At 71.9% G+C, this 19,379-nt stretch carries 20 protein-coding genes and 1 pseudogene; 12 read left to right on the forward strand and 9 right to left on the reverse strand.

Going from position 1 to position 19,379, the window contains the following annotated elements; all coding sequences use genetic code 11:
• Positions 1 to 80 precede the first annotated feature (80 nt).
• The 3 genes from ACFU6I_RS27175 to ACFU6I_RS27185 all read right to left on the reverse strand — a co-directional run bounded on the left by ACFU6I_RS27175 (position 81) and on the right by ACFU6I_RS27185 (position 2,878).
• Positions 81 to 812, reverse strand: coding sequence for a TSUP family transporter (locus ACFU6I_RS27175; protein ID WP_384371427.1), 732 nt, complete (start codon positions 810 to 812; stop codon positions 81 to 83).
• Between the two features lie 57 nt (positions 813 to 869).
• Positions 870 to 1,223 (reverse strand): hypothetical protein, encoded by a 354-nt coding sequence (locus tag ACFU6I_RS27180; RefSeq protein WP_384371429.1) that lies wholly within the window; start codon positions 1,221 to 1,223, stop codon positions 870 to 872.
• A gap of 104 nt (positions 1,224 to 1,327) precedes the next feature.
• Positions 1,328 to 2,878 (reverse strand): esterase, encoded by a 1,551-nt coding sequence (locus tag ACFU6I_RS27185; protein WP_384371431.1) that lies wholly within the window; start codon positions 2,876 to 2,878, stop codon positions 1,328 to 1,330.
• Positions 2,879 to 3,233: 355 nt separating this feature from the next.
• On the opposite strand from ACFU6I_RS27185, the gene ACFU6I_RS27190 reads away from it, so the two are divergent.
• The 3 genes from ACFU6I_RS27190 to ACFU6I_RS27200 all read left to right on the forward strand — a co-directional run bounded on the left by ACFU6I_RS27190 (position 3,234) and on the right by ACFU6I_RS27200 (position 6,212).
• Positions 3,234 to 3,665 (forward strand): hypothetical protein, encoded by a 432-nt coding sequence (locus ACFU6I_RS27190; RefSeq protein ID WP_384371433.1) that lies wholly within the window; start codon positions 3,234 to 3,236, stop codon positions 3,663 to 3,665.
• A gap of 133 nt (positions 3,666 to 3,798) precedes the next feature.
• Positions 3,799 to 4,935, forward strand: coding sequence for a PLP-dependent cysteine synthase family protein (locus ACFU6I_RS27195; protein ID WP_384371435.1), 1,137 nt, complete (start codon positions 3,799 to 3,801; stop codon positions 4,933 to 4,935).
• Positions 4,932 to 6,212, forward strand: coding sequence for an MFS transporter (locus ACFU6I_RS27200; RefSeq protein WP_384371437.1), 1,281 nt, complete (start codon positions 4,932 to 4,934; stop codon positions 6,210 to 6,212). Before ACFU6I_RS27195 ends, ACFU6I_RS27200 begins: the two co-directional genes overlap by 4 nt.
• Positions 6,213 to 6,233: 21 nt before the next feature.
• Here the strand turns inward: ACFU6I_RS27200 and ACFU6I_RS27205 are convergent, their stop codons facing one another.
• Positions 6,234 to 6,581 carry an ArsR/SmtB family transcription factor gene (locus tag ACFU6I_RS27205; protein WP_376335124.1) on the reverse strand — a complete coding sequence of 116 codons (348 nt, stop codon included), beginning with the start codon at positions 6,579 to 6,581 and terminating at the stop codon, positions 6,234 to 6,236.
• 74 nt (positions 6,582 to 6,655) lie between these two features.
• Here ACFU6I_RS27205 and ACFU6I_RS27210 point away from each other — a divergent pair, with 74 nt between their 5' ends.
• From ACFU6I_RS27210 to ACFU6I_RS27220, 3 genes are all read left to right on the forward strand, one after another.
• Complete coding sequence (locus tag ACFU6I_RS27210; protein WP_384371440.1) at positions 6,656 to 7,759, forward strand: cation diffusion facilitator family transporter; 1,104 nt, start codon at positions 6,656 to 6,658, stop codon at positions 7,757 to 7,759.
• A gap of 155 nt (positions 7,760 to 7,914) precedes the next feature.
• A complete protein-coding gene (locus ACFU6I_RS27215; RefSeq protein WP_384371442.1) occupies positions 7,915 to 8,352 on the forward strand; it encodes a hypothetical protein in 438 nt (145 codons plus the stop codon).
• A gap of 102 nt (positions 8,353 to 8,454) precedes the next feature.
• On the forward strand, positions 8,455 to 9,381 hold the full coding sequence (locus ACFU6I_RS27220) for a hypothetical protein (protein ID WP_384371444.1): 927 nt from the start codon (positions 8,455 to 8,457) through the stop codon (positions 9,379 to 9,381).
• Between the two features lie 87 nt (positions 9,382 to 9,468).
• Here the strand turns inward: ACFU6I_RS27220 and ACFU6I_RS27225 are convergent, their stop codons facing one another.
• Positions 9,469 to 9,822, reverse strand: a complete 354-nt coding sequence (locus ACFU6I_RS27225; RefSeq protein WP_384371446.1) for a DUF6204 family protein — start codon at positions 9,820 to 9,822, stop codon at positions 9,469 to 9,471.
• A gap of 116 nt (positions 9,823 to 9,938) precedes the next feature.
• Here ACFU6I_RS27225 and ACFU6I_RS27230 point away from each other — a divergent pair.
• The 3 genes and pseudogenes from ACFU6I_RS27230 to ACFU6I_RS27240 form a co-directional block, all read left to right on the forward strand.
• Positions 9,939 to 10,209 (forward strand): annotated as a pseudogene (locus ACFU6I_RS27230) (arginase family protein); the annotation flags it as partial.
• Positions 10,210 to 10,305: 96 nt separating this feature from the next.
• Complete coding sequence (locus ACFU6I_RS27235; protein WP_384371448.1) at positions 10,306 to 12,276, forward strand: DUF5107 domain-containing protein; 1,971 nt, start codon at positions 10,306 to 10,308, stop codon at positions 12,274 to 12,276.
• 28 nt (positions 12,277 to 12,304) lie between these two features.
• Complete coding sequence (locus ACFU6I_RS27240; protein WP_384371450.1) at positions 12,305 to 12,847, forward strand: AAA family ATPase; 543 nt, start codon at positions 12,305 to 12,307, stop codon at positions 12,845 to 12,847.
• A 31-nt stretch (positions 12,848 to 12,878) separates the two neighbouring features.
• On the opposite strand, the gene ACFU6I_RS27245 is transcribed toward ACFU6I_RS27240, so the two are convergent.
• The 3 genes from ACFU6I_RS27245 to ACFU6I_RS27255 form a co-directional block, all read right to left on the reverse strand.
• A complete protein-coding gene (locus ACFU6I_RS27245; RefSeq protein ID WP_384371452.1) occupies positions 12,879 to 13,232 on the reverse strand; it encodes a VOC family protein in 354 nt (117 codons plus the stop codon).
• A gap of 65 nt (positions 13,233 to 13,297) precedes the next feature.
• The gene (locus tag ACFU6I_RS27250) at positions 13,298 to 14,107 is read right to left on the reverse strand and encodes a methyltransferase domain-containing protein (RefSeq protein WP_384371454.1); all 810 of its coding nucleotides are present in this window, start codon (positions 14,105 to 14,107) and stop codon (positions 13,298 to 13,300) included.
• 116 nt (positions 14,108 to 14,223) lie between these two features.
• Positions 14,224 to 15,729, reverse strand: a complete 1,506-nt coding sequence (locus tag ACFU6I_RS27255) for a bifunctional phosphatase PAP2/diacylglycerol kinase family protein (RefSeq protein ID WP_384371456.1) — start codon at positions 15,727 to 15,729, stop codon at positions 14,224 to 14,226.
• Between the two features lie 81 nt (positions 15,730 to 15,810).
• Here ACFU6I_RS27255 and ACFU6I_RS27260 point away from each other — a divergent pair, with 81 nt between their 5' ends.
• The 3 genes from ACFU6I_RS27260 (at position 15,811) to ACFU6I_RS27270 (ending at position 18,175) form a co-directional block, all read left to right on the forward strand.
• A complete protein-coding gene (locus ACFU6I_RS27260; RefSeq protein ID WP_384371458.1) occupies positions 15,811 to 16,401 on the forward strand; it encodes a TIGR03086 family metal-binding protein in 591 nt (196 codons plus the stop codon).
• Between the two features lie 149 nt (positions 16,402 to 16,550).
• Positions 16,551 to 17,324, forward strand: a complete 774-nt coding sequence (locus ACFU6I_RS27265) for an IclR family transcriptional regulator (RefSeq protein ID WP_266979499.1) — start codon at positions 16,551 to 16,553, stop codon at positions 17,322 to 17,324.
• Complete coding sequence (locus tag ACFU6I_RS27270; RefSeq protein WP_384371460.1) at positions 17,324 to 18,175, forward strand: SMP-30/gluconolactonase/LRE family protein; 852 nt, start codon at positions 17,324 to 17,326, stop codon at positions 18,173 to 18,175. The genes ACFU6I_RS27265 and ACFU6I_RS27270 overlap by 1 nt, the downstream gene beginning before the upstream one ends.
• 188 nt (positions 18,176 to 18,363) lie before the next feature.
• On the opposite strand, the gene ACFU6I_RS27275 is transcribed toward ACFU6I_RS27270, so the two are convergent.
• The gene (locus ACFU6I_RS27275) at positions 18,364 to 19,323 is read right to left on the reverse strand and encodes a hypothetical protein (protein WP_384371462.1); all 960 of its coding nucleotides are present in this window, start codon (positions 19,321 to 19,323) and stop codon (positions 18,364 to 18,366) included.
• Positions 19,324 to 19,379 lie beyond the last annotated feature (56 nt).

Consider the following 19,379-nt stretch of genomic DNA (forward strand, 5'->3'; position numbering starts at 1 on the left):
GCCTGTTCGACAGGGCCCTGCCGACCGGGCGGCGGTCCGTGAAGATCATCCGCGGGCGGATCCGGGCAGTGGCCCGACCGTCAGAGCGCCCACACCCCCTTGGCCAGGGTGGTGATCCCTCCGCCGAGTGCGAGCAGCAGGACGAGCAGTCGGGCCCGCTTCTCCGGCACCCGCTCGGTGAGTGCCTTCCCGATCAGGGCGCCTGCCGCCAGACCGACGGTGATCAGGAGCCAGAGGGGAGCGCTGAGCTGCGGAACGCCATTGGCGGCGACGGAGAACGCGTTCACCACCACCCCGTAGAACTGCGCGTTCGGCACGAATTCCCGCACTGTCCAACCCGCGTTCACGGCATACAGGGAGACCGCCGGGCCGCCGACGCCCGCCGATGAGTTCATGAACCCGCCCACGGCACCCGCGGCCACCGCCCCTCCGGGTCCGCGCAGGGCGGGCACCCGGACACCCCGCATCACCAGCAGCACGGCCCCGCTCACCAGTGCCCCCATGCCGGCCAGCAACACCGGCTCCGGCAACCGGGCCGCCACCCAGCTCCCGGCCGGCACCGTGCACGCCGCCGCCATGACCAGGGGCACCATCGCGGCCGGGCGTACCTGCCGCCAGCCGCCCGCGAGCCCGACCAGGCTGATCGCACCGGCCGCGCAGTTCGCGAGCACCACGCCCTCGGCCGGGCCCAGCACCAGCACCAGGGCGGGCACGGCTATGAGCGCGAACCCCATCCCCGTGAGCCATTGCACCGAGGCGCCGATCAGCACGATGCCGCTCAGCAACAGCTCGGCCGTCCCACCGCTCGTCACGCACCGGATCCTGCCAGGTGTGCCGCGTCAGCTCATAGAGTTCCGACGCGCTGACGATCAGCGGCGGGGATTCGGGCGGCCGACCCGGCGGCCGAGACCCCGCAGCCCTCGGCGCGGGCGCGCCCGACGCGGCCGGCGGTTCCCCGCGCCGGGCCGTCCTCCCTCGTCGGTGCTCCGCCGCCAGTGATCGCCGGGCGACAGGATCGGCGCCTTGCGTTCGGCCTGCGCCCGGATCTCGTGGTGCGCCTCGTGAGCAGTCACCCGGAACGCCTCGTCGTAGGAGGCCAGGGCCGCGGTGATCGCAGCGCCTGCGGTACCGCGGCGACGGACGTGGAATGCCAGCCAGGTGAAGAAGCCCATGATCGCGGCGAGGCCGCCGACGACCGCGAGGAGCGGCAGGAACACGTCCATGGGTCCGAGGCTATCCGGACTTCCGTGAAAGCACCGGTGCCCCGAAGACTGCCGGGACACCGGTGAATCGGGCGCGGGCGGGACGAGCGCCCGCCCGCGTCGTATCAGTCGTCGATCGCCGCCCCGTACAGCGCGTCGAGTGACGGACCTCCGAAGGCCCTCGCCCCGTAGTTCCACGAACCGGACGTCGTCACGCCGCCGGTGCTCGCGGAGAAGACCCAGACGTAGCCGTCGTTCGTGTTCTCGCCGGGCGCCGAGACGAGCAGACCGAAGCGGCCGTCGTCGTTGGGGTCGGTGAAGGAGACCTGGCCGCCGAACTTGTCGCCCTTCTCCACGGTGCCCGGGACCTTCGCGGTGCCCTGTGTCACCGACAGCGCGCCGGTGGCGGTCAGCCCCCGGGCGGAGCCGCGCAGCACCGTGAAGGCGCCCGCGTCCGCGACCTTGCCGACGTCCTCGCCGGAGATGCCGATCGCCAGGTCCGCGAATCCGTCCTTGTTCGTGTCGCCGATGGAGAGGTCGGTGCCGAAGCCGTCGCCCCGCTCGTTCGATCCCGGTACACCGGGCGAGTTCTGGGTCCACCAGACGGGCGGGGTGCCCGGGCCCTCCTGACCCGCGAGGCCGGCCGCACTGCCGTAGTAGACGCCGACCAGACCGCCGGTCATGCTCTCGCCGCCGTCGTCCGGGCTGTGCGGCTCACCGGTGGCCAGATCGTCGTATCCGTCGCCGTTGATGTCGCCGGAGGCGACGACCGGGCCGCCGCGTACCGCGGTGACCGGCAGCGGCTCGTCGTTGGAGGCGGTGCCGGGGAGGATGTACGACCAGCCGTGCCCCGGCTCGCCGCCGACGCTGGTTCCGGAGACGACCAGGTCGGCGTAGCCGTTGTCGTCGTAGTCGCCGGTCGTCATCGACGTGGGCCGGATGCCCGGCGCCTCGGCGGCGGCCGACCCGGTGCGCACCTTCTTCGACGGCGCGGAGAGCGTCGTACGCGACTTCTGTACGGGCTGCCGCATCTGCGGGCCGGCACGCTTCGCGCTGGGCTCGGTGGCCGGCTCGAACTGATACGTGGTCAGTCCGACCGAGTCCATGACCGCCAGCAGGTCGCCCGGGGTGGTGTCGGAGAACCGCGCTGCGGCGAGCGAGGCGCCGAACTTGCCGCCCGCGGTGGGCTCGTCGGCCTGCAGCCAGTTGCTCACCGACCCGACGAGCCCCTTCGGCGTGCCCCACAGGACGACGACGCCGCCCGCGTTGGAGACGGTGCCGATGTCCTCGCCGGGGATACCGACGACCGCGTCGTCGTAGCCGTCGCCGTCCAGGTCGCCGGTGGCCAGCGTCTTGCCGAAGCCGTCGCCGGCCTCGGCGGCGCCGGCCACACCCGAGGTGTTCTGGCTGAAGGCCCTGACGTGGGAGGTACCCATGCCCTTGGGGCCGCCGTACTGCACGGTGACCATGCCCGCGCCCTTGTGCCCGCCGACGGCCGCACCGGGAGCGCCGACGAGCACGTCGTCGTAGCCGTCGCCGTTGAAGTCGGTGTTGCGGTCGTTGGCGTGGGTGCCGCCGGGGGTCCCGGCGTACGCGGACGGGGCGGCGGCGATGGCCGCCCCCGTCACGAGGAGAAACGATGCCGCGGCAACGGCGGCCGAGCGGTGCTTGCGCATGAGCGGCTCCTTGGCTCACGAAGGGCCGGGCTTGCTCGGGGGGCACGGGGGGCGTCCGGAAAGGGCCCGTTCCTTGTCCGGTGCCGTGTTTGACAGCGCATGGGGCACAAGGGTTGTACGCAAGATGTGCCCTGATTTCCGAAGAAGATCACTTCGGTGCCGTTCGCGGGTGGTGCACATACGTTTGGTGCGTCGATCGAAGGCTGTGTCACCTCGGGTGACTCCGGTCGTGCGGCCGTTGCCGGGCGCCCGTGCCCGAAGGGGTGGTGCTGTGGCCGCACGACCCAGGCCCTCCCTTCGAACGCCGAAGGAGGGGAACAGGGTGTTGCCGAAGCCGAGAAGTGACTATGTGTGAGTGATCGACTACTTTGGGCGTGTGATCCAGGGGATGAGCAGCGGGGCGGTGAGGTGCCCGGTGCGGGCAGCGTTGCTGTTCGCCCTGCTCCTGCTGGTCGCCTGTCATCTGGTGGGCGCACTGCACGGGCCGGGGTTCGCCACTCTGCCCGTGCACGCGGCCGTCGACGGCTGTTCGCACGCCGCGGCGGAGCACAGCGCGGACCGAGCGCCCGACCACGGCGGCGGCCACACGGAGGTGGTCGACCACGCCGTGGACCGTCTTCGCTCCCCGGCGGACCACGCCGTCACCGATCCCGGTGACACGGCGCCTCTCACCCACACGCCCCGCGCGGTGCCAGGCCCGTCCGGTCCGGTGGGCGCGGAACCCTTGAGGGGCGGTACCGGCGGCGGTCAGGCGACTCTGACCCGGCTCTGCGTCCTGCGGCAGTAGGCCGCGCCCGCACGCCTTCTTTTCCCCCGTGCCCGCTCGGGCGCGGGGGACCGGAGGTGTGCTCGCGCGCCCGTGACCCGTCTGCCTCGCACACCCGGCCCGATCCGGTGTGCACCAAGGAGCGTTGCCGACCATGCATGTTCCCCTGCTCGAAAACTTCTGCGCGAACTCACTCGCCCCCGTGCCGCCAGTCGCCCGCGGCGCCCACCAGTTGGTGGGCAACACCCCGGTCCTGTGGGTGGGCGAGCCTCTCGCGCCTGCCCGACGGGGCTTCTTCGCCAAACTGGAGGGAGCCAACCCCGGAGGCATCAAGGACCGGCCCGGTCTGCACATGGTCCGGGAAGCCCGTCGTCGTGGCGATCTCCGGCCCGGAGACCCGATCATCGAGTCCTCCAGCGGCACCCTCGCGCTCGGCCTGGCCCTGGCCGGTCTGACCCACAACCATCCGGTCACCGTGGTCACCGACCCCGGCATGGAACCGGCGATGCTGCGCCTCCTCGCCATGCTGGGCGCCGAAGTGCGGCAGGTGGCCGCCCCGCATCCGGCCGGCGGCTGGCAGCAGGCCCGCCGCGAACAGGTCGCCGAACTGCTGGACGCGAACCCGGGAGCGTGGTGCCCGGACCAGTACCACAATCCCGACAACGTCGCCGCGTACGCGCCCCTGGCCGCCGAACTCATCGCCCAGCTCGGCCGTATCGACGTACTCGTCGCCTCGGTCGGCACGGGCGGGCACTCGGCCGGCGTCACCGCCGTGCTGCGCGAGAGCTTCCCCGATCTGGTGCTGATCGGTGTCGACGCGATCGGCTCGACGATCTTCGGCCAGCCGGCCGCCCCGCGCCTGATGCGCGGCCTGGGCTCCAGCATCCACCCGGGCAACGTCGACTATCACGCCTTCACCGAAGTCCACTGGGTCGCTCCCGCCGAAGCGGTCTGGGCCTGCCGCCAACTCGCCCGCCACCACTACGCCATGGGCGGCTGGAGTGTCGGCGCGGTCGCCCGGGTCGCCGGATGGGCGGCCCGCACCTGTCCCTCCGGCACCCGCATCGCTGCGATCTTCCCCGACGGCCCCCACCGCTACCTGGACACCATCTACAACGACGCCTGGTGCCAGGAGCACCAGTTGCTCGGTCACCTTCCGCCCGAGGAACCCGACACCATCGACGACCCGGCCGAACGCACCGTGCGGCGCTGGACGCGCTGCGCCCGCGTGACCGACCCGCTGGATCGCCCCGCCCCCGCAGGCGTTCGCACCGTGGTGGGTGTGCGGTGAAGCAACTGTGCGCGCGCGTGCGCTCCTTCGACCCCGGTGTCCGGCTGCTGATGTTCAACCAGTTCGGCATCAATCTCGGCTTCTACATGCTGATGCCCTACCTCGCCGACCATCTCGCCCACGGCCTGGGCCTGGCGGCCTGGGCGGTCGGCCTGGTCCTCGGCGTGCGCAACCTCTCCCAGCAGGGGATGTTCTGGCTCGGCGGCACCCTCGCCGACCGGATCGGCTACAAAGCCCTCATCCTGACCGGCTGCGGACTGCGCACCGGCGCGTTCGCCCTGCTGGCCCTCGCCGACACCCTCCCGGCGCTCGTCGTCGCGTCCGCCGCCACCGGGCTCGCCGGGGCCCTGTTCAACCCTGCGGTCCGCGCCTATCTCGCCGCCGGAGCGGGCGAGCGCCGAGTGGAGGCGTTCGCCGCCTTCAACGTCTTCTACCAGGCCGGCATCCTGCTCGGCCCCCTGGTGGGCCTTGCCTTGCTCGCCTGGGACTTCAGCGTCGTGTGTACGGTCGCGGCCGCGGTCTTCGCGCTCCTCGCCGTCGTGCAGGCCCGCGCCCTGCCGCCGTGCCACCCGGCCGCCGACACCGCGCGGGCGGGCGGGCTGCGGGGGATCGCCGCGGACTGGCGGACCATCGCTACGAACCGGCCCTTCGTCCTGTTCTCCGCCGCGATGGCCGGCTCGTACCTCCTGGCTTTCCAGACCTACCTGGCCCTGCCGCTGCAGGCCCGCACCCTTCTCGGTGAGGACAGCGGTACCGCCATGGGGGTGATCTTCGCGGTCTCCGCCCTGACCGCTGTCGCCGGCCAACTGCGCCTCACCGCCTGGGCCGGAAAACGCCTCGATGCCCCCCGGGCCATCGCGATCGGCCTCGTCCTGATGGGCGCAGCCTTCCTGCCTCTGCTGCCCGGCCCCCACCATCGGGCCGACGGGCTGTCGGCCGGGGGAGGGATGACCGGCCTGGTGCTGTGCGCCGGACTGCTGGCCGCCGGCTCGGCGTTGCTGTACCCGTTCGAGATGGACACCCTGGTCCGGCTGTCCGGCGAGCGGCTGGTCGCCACGTACTACGGCGCGTACAGCACCGTCTCCGGGATCGCGGTGGCCGCCGGGAACCTGGGTGTGGGAGCCCTCTTCGACCTCGCCGCCCGCCTGGGCGCACCGTGGCTGCCCTGGGCCGTGCTGGCCGCCGTGGGCGGCGGCTGCGCGACGGCCCTGACCGCACTGCGCCGCACGGGCCACCTCGACCCTGCGGCCGGTGTCCCGGCGCCGGCGGTGGCCTGAGCCCATGGCCGGGCGTGCACCTCACGCGTGGGGCGCACGCCCGGTCAGCCGGTGGTCGGCCAGTTCCAGGGCTTCGGCCACCACGCGTCGCAGATGCCCGTCGGGCAGCGTGTAGATCACCCGGCGGCCCTCCTTACGGGTCGTCACCAGCCCGGACATGCGCAGTCGGGCGAGATGCTGGCTGACCGCCGGCCGGGCCGCTCCCACGGCCTCCGCCAGCGAGGTGACGTCGGCCTCATTCGCTGCCAGGACATGCAGCAGCGCCAGGCGGGTGCGGTCCGCCAGCAGGCCCAGGACCTCGGCCGCGACCAGGAAGTGCTCAGTGCCCACCTCTCGCGGCTGCGAACCCTGCGCAGGTGATAGATGCATGCGTGCATTCATATGCACATAATAGACAGGTGGGATCTCCGTCCACCCCGCCGCCTGACGAAAGCGAGCGCGCTGTGAGCCAGCACCACCACCATGGTCCTGACGAGCCGGGTGCCCGGCACAGGCATGACCACGGTCACGAGGACGCGCACGGCCACGGGTACCCGCAGAGCCGCGAGCGCGACGGCTCGCGCTGGTCGCGGGTGCGACACCGGGTCTCCCACGTGGTCACGCCGCACAGTCACGAAGCCTCGGACAAGGTCGACTCGGCGATGGAGACCTCCCGGGAGGGGATGCGCACCCTGTGGCTGTCCCTGGGCGTCCTGGGGGCGACCACGGTGATCCAGGCGGTCGTCGTCGTGCTGTCGGGGTCGGTCGCGCTGCTGGGCGACACCATCCACAACGCCGCCGACGCACTGACCGCCATCCCTCTGGGCATCGCGTTCGTCCTGGGCCGCCGTGCGGCGAACCGCCGCTACACCTACGGCTACGGACGCGCCGAGGACCTGGCCGGTGTGGCCATCGTGCTCACCATCGCCGCCTCCTGCGGCCTTGCCGCGTACGAGACGGTCGACCGTCTCCTCAGCCCACGCGACATCACCCATCTGTGGGCGGTCGCAGCCGCCGCGGTGGTCGGCTTCGTCGGCAACGAATGGGTGGCCCGCTGTCGCATACGCACCGGCCGCGCGATCGGCTCCGCCGCCCTCGTCGCCGACGGGCTGCACGCCCGCGCCGACGGCTTCACCTCGCTCGCCGTTCTCCTCGGTGCCGGCGGCGCGGCACTCGGATGGCGGGCAGCCGACCCGATCGTCGGGCTGCTCATCACCGTCGCGATCCTCATGGTGCTCAAGGATGCAGCCCGTGAGGTCTACCGGCGGTTGATGGACTCCGTCGACCCCGCCCTGGTCGACCTCGCCGAAACCGCCCTGCGCGCCGTCGACGGTGTCCGCGACATCGGGCAGGTCCGCATGCGGTGGATCGGCCACGCGCTGCGCGCCGAGGCCGACATCGTCGTCGACCCGCGACTCACCGTGGTCCAGGCCCATGGCCTGGCCGTCGCGGCCGAGCACGCCCTCATCCATGCCGTGCCCCGCCTGACCGGCGCCACTGTGCACACCGACCACACCGCCGACCACGGCGACCCGCACGCCGCCCTCGCCCACCACGCCGCCGTCTGACCTCGTCATCACGTGGGTCGGGCCGGTCGGCGGCGAACGGCGCGCATTCAGCGCCCGCATCCGACGGGCCGACAGGTGCCAGGTACCCGGCCGGGGTATTGTCGTACGGGTCGGCGGCCACGGGCACGCAGCAACGCGGAGGAGGGAGCGGCACAGTGAGCATCGGACAACCGATCGAGCGGGGCAGCGCCCGCCTCGTCGCGGTCTGCGCCGTCCTGCTCGGACTGTTCCTCATGCACGGCGCGCCGGCCACCGCCGCCGAGGGCTGCCACGGTGCGATGCCCTCTGTCACCGTGCCCGTGCACGACGGCCACGCCGCTCCGACGATGACGTCAACGGCGCCGCCGGCCACCGCACAGAGTGCTCAGGCCGCCCGGGCCGGTGACGGTTCGGCGATGCACGGGGTGCAATGCGTCTCCACCCCCGCACACGAGCGGAATCCGCTGCCGACGGCCGGCCTGTACGCCGCCGGGGCACTGCCGGTCGCATGGTTCCCGGCGGGTCTGCGGGCGGCCACCGGCTGGACACGGCGGCGCGGACCGCCGGCCGGCGGGCGACATCTCCTCATCCAGGTGTGCGTCGCGCGGACGTGACAGGCGCTGCGCCGAACCCGGTCACCGACCGGACCGGCCCCGTGTCCTGCCCTTCCCGCGCGCCACCGGCGTGGTGCGCCCACCCGGAAAGACCCTCTCTCAATGTTCGCCTCTTCCCGTTCCGCCATGCCTCGCCGCGCCGTCGCGGCGGTCGGCACCGCAGCGGCCCTCGTGCTGACCCTGGCCGCGTGCGGCTCCTCCGACGACTCCTCGTCCATGCCCGGCATGGGCCACGGCGCGAAGGCCTCGGCCTCCCCTTCGCACAGCGCGTCGCCTTCGATGAGTGACATGCCCGGCATGGACCACATGGCCGCCGACAACGGCCTGTCCGCCAACAAGGACGGCTACCGCCTCACCCCCCACGACACGACCCTGCCTTCCGGCAAGCAGGCCGCGTACCGGTTCACGGTCGACGGCCCGGACGGCAAGCCGGTCACCGACTTCGCCGTCGACCAGACCGAGCGGATGCACTTCTACGCCATCCGCTCGGACCTGACCGGCTTCCAGCACATCCACCCGGTCATGGCCGCCGACGGCACCTGGACCGCCGGCCTCGCCTCCCTCGCCCCCGGCTCCTGGCGCATGTTCGCCTCCTTCACCCCGGACACCGGCACGGGGAAGGGCAAGGACTTCGTCCTGAGCCGCACCGTCACCGTCCCCGGGACACCCACGAAGACCCCGCTGCCCGCAGGGGCCCGCAGCGCGGAGGTCGACGGCTACACCGTCACCGTCAAGGGCGAGCCGATGGCCGGCACGGCGCACCCGCTGACCGTCACCGTGTCCAAGGACGGCGAGCCCGTCACCGATCTGCAGCCCTACCTGGACACCTACGCCCACCTGACCGCCTTCCACGAAGGTGACGCCGCATTCGCCCACCTTCACCCGACCACCGAGGCGAACGGTGAGCACGGTGGCCCCGACCTGGCTTTCCACGCCGAACTGCCCACCTCGGGCAACTGGCGGCTGTTCCTGCAGTTCCGGACCGGCGGCAAGCTCCACACCGCTGCTCTGACCCTGCCCGTGGGCTGACCCGGAGGGGCGCCGCCCGAACGGCGGCGCCCCTCGTCAGGAATTCGATTCCGGATCAGAGCCCGTTCGGTGGCTCTCGCCACGGCGTCACGCCGGACCCGCCGCGCGCCGCCCCTTGTAATTGATTTTCATGGTGTCCATGTCCGTGGCGGTGGAGCGCAGTTCGCGAAAGCCGTAGCCGTACTCCTTCAGCGCCGTCTCCGCCCGGTCCTCGGCGATCGCCGACGCCATCTCCTCGCCGTCCTCGGCGTCCGACACGACCACGTACCGGAAGCTGAAGTGCTTGATCACCGCGTCGTAGGTGAGTGAACCCTCCTCGGTGAACTGCATCGCCGCCAGGCCGTGCTGCTCGACCTCCGCAAGCAGTCGGGCGCGCGCCTCGTCGGTGAGGCCGTCAAAGGTGCCGCGCACGATCACTCGGTAGGTGTGCTGGGTGCTCATCGTGTCCTGTCGCCTTCATTGCACAAGTCGTTGAGGATCAAGGTTACGACGGCGAGGACGAGCGGCATGCGGAATATTGTCGTCGTCGACGCCCCGTCCGAACTCGGGCTGCATGGGGTGCGGCCGACCCGGCTGCCGCCACCGTGCAGAGCCTGGAACACCAGGCGTCGGACGGCTTCCGGGTGCACCTCGACGCCGATGTGCTCGACCCGGTCGTGATGCCCGCCGTCGACAGCCCGGAGAACGGCGGACTGCATCCCGAGGAGCTCGACGCGCCGCGTCGGCCTCGACGTCACGGTGTACGACCCCGACCCCGATCCCGACCCCGACGGCACCGCCGGAGTGCTGCTCGCCCACCTGCTGGTGGCGGCTTTTGCCGAAGTCTGACGGCTGCGCCCCTGGTCGGGGCGGCTTCCAGCGTGTTCCATGGTCATCGGGGGGCGCCCGGACCTGCGGCGGCCCGCGCGAGGGAGCGAGGTTGCCTTGGCCACGACCGTACGACGTGCCGTACTGACTCTGCCCGCCGCACCGCTGGGCCCGGAGAACCCGCTGCCGGCGCTGCGGCCGCTCGACGAGATGCATGTCGTCGACGACCGGGGCCGGGCAGGACTGCCGCGTGACATGGCACGGCAGATCGGCTACGAGCCGCTGGGCACCGTCCTGCCGGTGCGCATTCTCGACGGGTACGGGCGCGAGCGGACGCCCACCGGCCTGGACGCGATCATCATCGAGAACGACCGACTGCGGGCCACCGTCCTGCCGGGGCTCGGTGGCCGGATCCACTCCCTCCACCACAAGCCGACCGGCCGCGAACTGCTCTACACCAACCCTGTCCTGCAGCCCGCCGACTTCGCGCTCAACGGCGCCTGGTTCTCCGGCGGCATCGAGTGGAACATCGGCGCCACGGGTCACACCACGCTGAACTGCGCCCCGGTGCATGCCGCCCGGGTCCCTGCCCCCGACGGCGGTGAGATGGTCCGGCTCTGGGAGTGGGAGCGGTTGCGCGACCTCCCGTTCCAGGTGGACCTGTGGCTGCCGGCGGACTCCGACTTCCTCCATGTCGGCGTACGGATACGCAACCCGCACGAGCACACCGCGCCCGTCTACTGGTGGTCCAACATCGCCGTCCCGGAGGGCGAACGCACCCGGGTCCTGGCCCCTGCGGACGAGGCCTGGCACTTCGGTTACGAACGGACACTGACGCGCGTCCCCGTCCCCGAGACCGGTTCCGTCGACCGTACGTACCCGCTGCTCAGCGACTTCCCCGCCGACTACTTCTACGAAGTGCCCGACGGCGCCCGCCGCTGGATCGCCTCCCTCGACGCCGAGGGCCGGGGCCTCGTGCAGACCTCCACCGACCTGCTGCGGGGCCGCAAGCTCTTCGTCTGGGGCAACGGGCCCGGCGGACGCCGCTGGCAGCAGTGGCTCACCGAGCCCGGCACCGTCGGCTACGCGGAGATCCAGGCCGGACTGGCCCGCACCCAGCTGGAGCACATCCCGCTCGAACCCGGCGCCGAGTTCAGCTGGCTGGAGTCCTACGGTCTGCTGTCCGCGGACCCCGGGGTCGTGCACGGCGACGACTGGACCGCGGCCCGCGCCGAGACCGAACAACGGCTGGCCGAGGCGCTGCCGCGGGCCGACGTCGATGCCGCGTACGCGGCCTGGCGCCCGTACGCCGACACAGAGCCGGGCGAGTCCCTCGCCACCGGTTCCGGCTGGGGCGCCCTCGAGGTCCGGCGTGCCGGATACAAGCTGCCCGGTACGCCGTTCGTCGAGTCCACCCTGGGCGAACAGCAGGCGCCCTGGCTGCACCTGCTCGACCGGGGCGGCTTCCCCGAACAGCGCCGCGTGGCGCCGCCCGGACCGTCGCTGGTCTCCGCGCACTGGCGCGACATGCTGGAGACGGCGGATGCCGAACCCCTCACCGAGTACCACCTCGGCATCGCCCAGTGGCACGCCGGTGACCGCGCCCAGGCGGTCCGCAGCTGGGAACGCGGTCTCGCCCTCGCTCCGTCCCGCTGGCCGCTGCTGCGCTGCCTGGCCGTCGCCGCCCAGGAGGGCGGCCAGCGCGACCGGGTCGCCGACCTCTACAGCGAGGCGTTCGATGACCTGTGCGCGGAGCGCCGGGACGACGGCGATGCCTGGACGGCAGCCACCACCGCTCTCGGCCGCGAGACGATCGAGGCCCTGCTGGCGGCCGGGCGGGCCGAGGACGCCAGGACGGTCTGGACCGGGCTGAGCCCGGCGATCCGGCAGCGCGGCCGGTTCCGCCTGCTGGAGGCCCGACTTCTGCTGGCCGAGGGAGACAGCGCTGCCGCCCGTGCCGTCTTCGACGAGGGCTTCGAGGTCGCGGACCTGCGGGAGGGGGCGGAGATCCTGGACGAGGTATGGTCCGCGCTCACCGACGATCCACTGCCCGACGCGTACAACTACCGGATGCGCCCGAAGAGTTGACCCGGCGCGCCGAGGAGGGGAGCGGCACGTGATCGTCTGGGTGAACGGGGCGTTCGGCAGCGGCAAGACCACACTGGTGGCCGAGCTGCACCGGCGGTGGCCCGAGGCCCTCGTCTACGATCCCGAGCAGATCGGTTACGTCCTGAGGGACATCGTTGAGGTACCGAAGGGCAACTTCCAGCATCTGCCGCTGTGGCGAAGGCAGGTTGCCTCGATGGCCATCGGGCTGGTCGAGGAGTACGGGCGGCCCGTACTGGCCCCGATGACCGTCGTCCATCCGCAGTACGCGGAAGAGATCTTCGGAACCCTGGAAGCAGCTGGAGTGACGGTCCATCACTTCTTCCTCGAGGTGCCCGCCGATGTCCTGGAGCAACGGCTCGATGCCCGGGTCGTCGCCCCGGACGACCCCGTACGCGACGAGGCCGCCCGACGGTGGGGCAAGGCGCAGATCGCGCAGTGTGTGGCCGCGGTCGACGCGCTGCGGGCCGGGACGGTGCTTCTGGACGGCGAGCGGCCCACGCGCGAACTGGCGGACGAGGTGCTGAGGCACGTGGGCACGGAGTCGCCGTAGGGGGTGTGTGCCGTGACCGGAACCTGTCGGGTCAGACGGGCAGGTTCCGGTCGACGTACTCGAAGACCGAGCCGTCCGGATGGACGACGATCAGATTCCGGCCGACCGGCGTCGGCACCGGGCCCGCGACGATCCGGGCGCCGACCCGGACGAGGGACTCGTGGGCTTCGTCGACATTCTTCACCGCGATCGTCGCCGTCACCTTGCGCAGGATCTCAAGCTCCGCCTCGGGGCCGCTCATCAGCAGAAAGCAGCTGATCGCGGCGACCGAGACCCCGCCGCGCTCGAAGCGCAGCGCCGAACTGGCCGTGAGGTCCTCGTAGAAGGCCACCGCGGCCTCCAGGTCATCGACGCATATACGCAGCGTGGTTCCCAGAATTTCCATGCGGAACAGGGTAGTTGGCGGGTCGGACCCATGTGATCGATTCCACCCGCCGGTCCTCGGCGGTGTCAGGCGCGGCAGAGCACCTCGCCGTGCGGGACCATGAACCATGCATCGTCCTGCTCGCCCCAGGCGCGCCAGGCTGCCGCGATGTCGGTCAGCTGCTCGGCGGTCGCGTGGCCGCCGTCGACGGCCACTTTCGCGTACGCCGAGCCGACCGTGCGGTCCGCCCACAGGCCGCTCCACCAGGCGCGGTTCTCCGGTGTGGCGTAGCACCAGGTGGCGGCGGACGGGGTGATGTCGGTGAAGCCGGCCTGCCGGGCCCAGGAGAGCAGTCGCCGGCCCGCGTCCGGCTCGCCGCCGTTGGCGCGGGCCACCCGCCCGTACAGCTCCTGCCACGCGTCCATGACGGGTGATTCGGGATACCAGGTCATCGCCGCGTAGTCGCTGTCGCGGGCCGCGACGATGCCGCCGGGACGGCAGACCCGCCGCATCTCGCGCAGTGCCTGCACCGGGTCGCCCACGTGCTGCAGCACCTGGTGGGCGTGCACGACATCGAAGGAGTCGTCGGGGAAGTCCAGGGCGTGCACATCGGCGGTGGTGAACTCGACGTTGTCCAGGCCGCGTTCGGCGGCGACCTCGGCGGCCTGGCCCAGGATCTCGGCGGCGGTGTCGACGGCGGTCACCCTGCCCGGGGCGACCAGTGCCGCCAGGTCCGCGGTGATGGTGCCGGGACCGCAGCCGACGTCCAGCACCGCCATGCCGGGCCGGAGTTCGCCGATCAGATAGGCCGCGGAGTTGGCGGCAGTGCGCCAGCGGTGCGAGCGCAGCACCGATTCGTGGTGGCCGTGGGTGTAGACGGCGGTCTCCTTCGGCATGGCTGTGCGTCCTCTCTCGGAGCGTGATGCGAAGCGCTGAGCGATGCGCCAACGGTACGCCGAGATGTCGGATGGTGAGACAGCTGTCTTGATATGTGGACTTAGGCGTCGAGGGCTCACACAGGCATCGGGCAGTAGACAGTCAGTGCCTCGGGCAGCTTGTCGATCACCAACTCCCTTTGGCTGTGGGCAACTTCGCCGTCGTACGCATAAGGCGTTCCCGGGGTCAGACCGGCGATCCGGACCCTTCGAAGTCGTACCGCTGCATGGACGGGGGAGCGGGTCAAGGGGCCCGCGACCGCAGCCGCGAGGAGACGGAGGCCGGGCGTGCGGCCGCCGTGCACCACCCGGACGTCCAGCAGCCCGTCCGCGAGGTTGTGACGCCGGCCCGGCGCCGGGCCCATCCGCCGGAACAGGCCGTTTCCCACGAAAAGCAGCCACAACGGGCGCCGCTCTCCCTGAAGTTCGGCCTCCAGCGGGCGTTCGCCGCGCAGCACGTGGAGCGCCGCCACGACGCCTGCGGGCCAGCCGCCGATGCGCGGCGCCCAGTGCTCGCGGGTCCGTACCAGCTCCGGATAGGCACCCAGACTGAAAGCGTTGAGGAAATGGCCGGGTGCGCCGCCCGGCCCGTCCGGGCCCGGACGGAAGCGGCCCAGGTCCACCCGTACCGCATCGCCCGCGACCAGTGCGGCGCACACGTCGTCCACCGTCTCGATGCCCAGGTCGTAGGCGAAGTGGTTGAGGGTCCCGCCGGGGAACACCGCGAGCGGCACACCGTGCGCGGCAGCGACCGAAGCGGCGCTGTTGACCGTGCCGTCACCCCCGCAGATCCCGAGCGCACGGCCCTGGCCGGCTGCCTTCTCCAGCTCCTCGGAGAGCTCGCCGGGCGCGCACTCCACCACTTCGGCGAGCGGCAGCGCGTCCCGCACCAGCGAGGCCGTGGCCGTCGCCGAGCCGGACTCCTGATTGACGACGACCACCAGGCCCCGCCCGCCCGGCAGGGCCGGCGCGTGGGCGGGCGGTCTGCCCGGCGCGGGCAGCTGTCCACGCGTCGGCACGACACCGCGCAGCGCGAACGCGGCTCCTGCGCCGAGCACGGCACCGGCCAGCACATCACTCGGATAGTGGACCCCCGTATAGACGCGGGAGGCGGCGACAGCCAGTGCGAGCGGGGCGACCGCCGCGCCCCAGCCCTTCGATTCGAGGGCGACGCCCGTCGCGAAAGCCGCCGCCGACGCGGCATGCCCCGACGGGAAGGAGGAGGTGAACGGCTGGCGGGTGAGCCGACGTATCACCGGGACGGCGTCCAGTACCGGCCGCTCCCGGCGTACCACCCCCTTCCCCACGGTGTTGATCGCGGCCGAGGCCACGGTCAGCGAGGCTACCCCGCGGAGCGCGGCGCGCCGGGCCCGGGCGCTGCTGCCGAGGGCCGCCATGCCCGCCGCGACGCCGAACCACAGCAGCCCGTGATCGGCGCTGCGGCTGAGCCGTGGCAGGACGGGGCCGGCGCCCGGCCAGTGCCGGCCGGCCACGCTCCGGAAGACGGCGAGATCACGCCGGTGCAGCCAGGTGCGGAGTCCGGTGGGGGAGGGGGCGGAGGATGCGCTGCTCGGTGACGACATGGGAGTGCGGATACCCCTTTCGGCAGGGTCGAAGCAGCAGGCGGGCTCGCGTGCGGCTCTCCGGACGGAGACAGTGGTCCCATGGCATCTCACTCCTCTTCTGTTCGCGACCTGCTGGATCGCCACGCCGAGGCGCTCCAGCTCTTCACCGACCGGGTGCACGCCGTGCGCGACGACCAGTGGTCCGCGCCGACGCCGTGCACCGAGTGGTCCGTCCGTGACCTGGTCGCCCATCTCACCTCCGAGCAGCTGTGGGTCCCGCCGCTGGTCACGGAAGGGCTCACGGTCGCCGAGGTCGGTGACGCCTACGACGGTGATGTGCTGGGCGACGAGCCCGTTGCCGTCTGGGACCGTGCGGCGGCAGGGGCGCGCGAGGCCTTCGCGGCACCGGGGGCGTTCGGTCGGACCGTGAACCTGTCGTACGGGGACACCGGCGCCGACGCGTACTGTGCGCAGATGGTGAGCGACGCGGTGGTGCACTCCTGGGACCTGGCCCGGGCCATCGGTGCGGACGAGGGGCTGCCGGAGGAACTGGTCGCGTTCACGCGGCGCGAGGTCGCACCGTATGCGAAGGGGCTTTCGCAGACCGGTCTGTTCGCCCCGGCCGTCAGGACCGGGAAGGACGCCGACCCGCAGACCCAGCTGCTCGCGCTCCTCGGACGACGCGTGTGAAAAAAGGCTTTGAACGGGTCACATCGGCGTACCGGAGGGGCATCGGACCGGGTCGGCGGCATTGCCGTGGCAAGTGCGCTGCGATTAGCCTGTGTTCGCGATTCCGGTCACTGGTCGGAGTGTCGAACATGAGAGGTGGGTGCACGACCATGGGGCGACTCGTCCCTGCGGTGACGCGGGCCCTGGACGTACTCGAACTCTTCCTCCACGGGGACGGAACACTCTCCGCGCCCGAGGTCACCCGCAGGCTCCAGCTGCCGCGCACCACCGTCCATGAACTGCTCACCACCCTCGCCGCCCGCTCCTACCTGGTGGCGGTCCCGGAGCAGCCCGGCCGTTACCGCCTCGGCGTCCGTACCTACCAGCTCGGCAGCCGGTACGCCGAGCAGCTCGACCTGGCCGCCGAGGGGCAGCAGGTGGCCCGGGAGGTCGCCGAGACGTGCGGCGAGACGGTCCATGTGGCGATCCTGGAGGACGCCGACGTCATCTATATCGCCAAGGTGGACTCCACCCATGCGGTTCGGATGGTCTCCGCGGCCGGACGCAGGCTGCCCGCCCACTGCACCTCCGTCGGCAAGATGCTGCTCGCCGCGCTGCCCGACCGGGAGCTCGACGCCCGGCTCGACGGCCGCGAACTGACCGGAATGACTCCCAACAGCATCACGGACCCCGCCGAGCTGCGGACCGTCCTCGCAGCGGTCCGGGAGCGGGGCATCGCGGTGGAACACCGTGAGTCCAACCCTGATGTGAGCTGTGTGGCGGCTCCGGTGCGGGACCGGTCGGGCCGGGTCGTCGCCGCGCTCTCCATCTCCGTGCCGATGATCCGCTGGACCGAGCAGCGCGAGGAGGAGTTGGCGGTCCTCGCGGCCGACGGCGCCGATGCCCTCTCCGGTCGGCTCGGGCACCACGCGAGGGGGAAGTGATGCGCGGCCCGCGCCCCGAGGTGGCGGTGCGGGAGCACGCCGAGCTCGGTGAGGGCCCTACCTGGGATCCGGCCACCGGGCGGCTGATCTGGGTCGACATCCTCTCGTCCCGCGTCCACACCTACGACCCGGTGAGTGGCCGCCGTACGGTCATGGCCACCGAGCAGCACGTCGGAGCGGCGAAGCCGCGGGCCGGCGGCGGTCTTGTGGTCAATCTGCGCGACGGCATCGGCCTGTACGACCCCGACGGTTCCTTCCGCTGGCTGGTCCACGACCCCGAACCCGGACGGCGAGGCAACGACGCCGCTGTCGCTCCCGACGGCGCGCTGTGGGTGGGCACCATGCGCTACAACGAGGCGGAGACCGGCGGCAGCCTCAGGCGCGTCTCGCCCGATGGCACGGTCACTCCGGTGCTGCCCGTGGTGGCGTGCAGCAACGGCACCGGATGGAGTCCCGACGGGCGGCTCATGTACTACATCGACACCCCGACGGGCCGGATCGACGTCTTCGACTTCGACGGTGAACACGCCGTGAACCGGCGGACGTTCGCCACCGTCGAGGAGGGATCGGGCTTCCCGGACGGACTGACGGTCGATGCCGAGGGAGGTGTCTGGGTCGCCCTCTGGGACGGCGCAGCGCTGCGCCGCTACACGGCGGACGGCGCACTGGACCGGACGGTCGAACTGCCGGTACGGCGCCCGACCGCCTGCGCGTTCGGCGGTGCCGACCTGCGCGACCTGTACATCTCCACGGCCAGGACGGGGATCGACTCCCCGCATCCGCTGTCCGGTTCGCTGCTGGTGCTGCCGGATGCGGGACAGGGAATGCCCGGGACTGCCTTCGCAGGCTGAGGGGGAGGGGGTGGTCCCCCAAGGAATCGCCCCGTCCCGGGCCGGCTCCTTGCCCGAGCTCTCGACTTCGTTCGAGCAGGGTGATCCGGTCCAAGGGCGTCCGGCCGCCTTGCGGTCGCCCGCACCGGGCGACGCTCCTCATGGGGCAAACCTTGCCGGTCGCGGCACTGGGACGTCCGACACACGCACTAACCCGCGAAACGGCGCAGTGCTCCCGGCAGCCGGGAGCCGAGCGGGGACATGTTCCCGCCGGCGCCGTGCCGGGCCAGCAGATCGAGGGCCAGCCGCCCCCGGCGCACCCGCTCGCGGGCCGTGTTCAGGGCGGCGTCACGCAGCTGTGCACCGTACGGATAGATGCCGGGCGCCCTGGACAGGCCGAACTTGAGATAGATCGGCGCGCCGCGGCGGATCAGCTCCGCCGCCTCGTACATCCGCACATAGCCGCCCAGGTCGTCCGGCGCCTCGATGTACAGGTCCATCGGAGCGCCCGACACCCGCCGGATCTCGGTGAGATGAGCAAGTGTCAGATCGGACGGGATATTGATCGAGTCGGCGCCGAGCTGTTCGTGGACCGCGTACGAGGCGGGGTTCACCGGGCCGATGAGCGCCGACACCTTGAAGGTCGTGTCGGCGGGCAGCGTGCCCCGTACCCGTAGCCTGTGCAGCGTCCAGAGCACCCCTTCGTCCGCGACGAGCAGGCACTTGACGCCCAACTCCGATGCGCGCAGGGCATCTTCTACGCATCCTGCCAGTGCGTCATGACCGCGGGCGCGCAGCCCCGCTCCGCCCGAGTCGGTACGCGTGGAGGCGCCGGTGTCCCAGCTGCCGCGTGGCCCGGTGAAGAGACAGAGTTCGATGTCGCGTTCCGCGCAGCCCTCCACCATCTCGGTGATCTCGGCGTCGCTCAGCATCCAGATGCCGCTGCCCTGGCTGATCCGGTGGACCGGCACATCGAGCCGCGAGGACTCCTTCAGGACGACGGCGAGCGCCTCGGGACCCTCGACGGACGGGATCTCGGTCCGCCAGGTGCCCCCGTCGGGGAAGGCGTACGAAGAGGTGTCGGCCGGGTCGGCGGCGGGCGCATCCATCCCGAGCGCGGTGAGCGCGGGTTCGCCGGGGCGACGGACGGACGAGTCGGACGAGGTCATGAGTGACCCTTCATGTTCGGTATGTCGGACGCGGTTCGAGTGGCGGGGTGCGCGCC

Origin of the sequence: Streptomyces sp. NPDC057486, assembly GCF_042802415.1 — a bacterium.
Taxonomy (GTDB): domain Bacteria; phylum Actinomycetota; class Actinomycetes; order Streptomycetales; family Streptomycetaceae; genus Streptomyces; species Streptomyces yanii.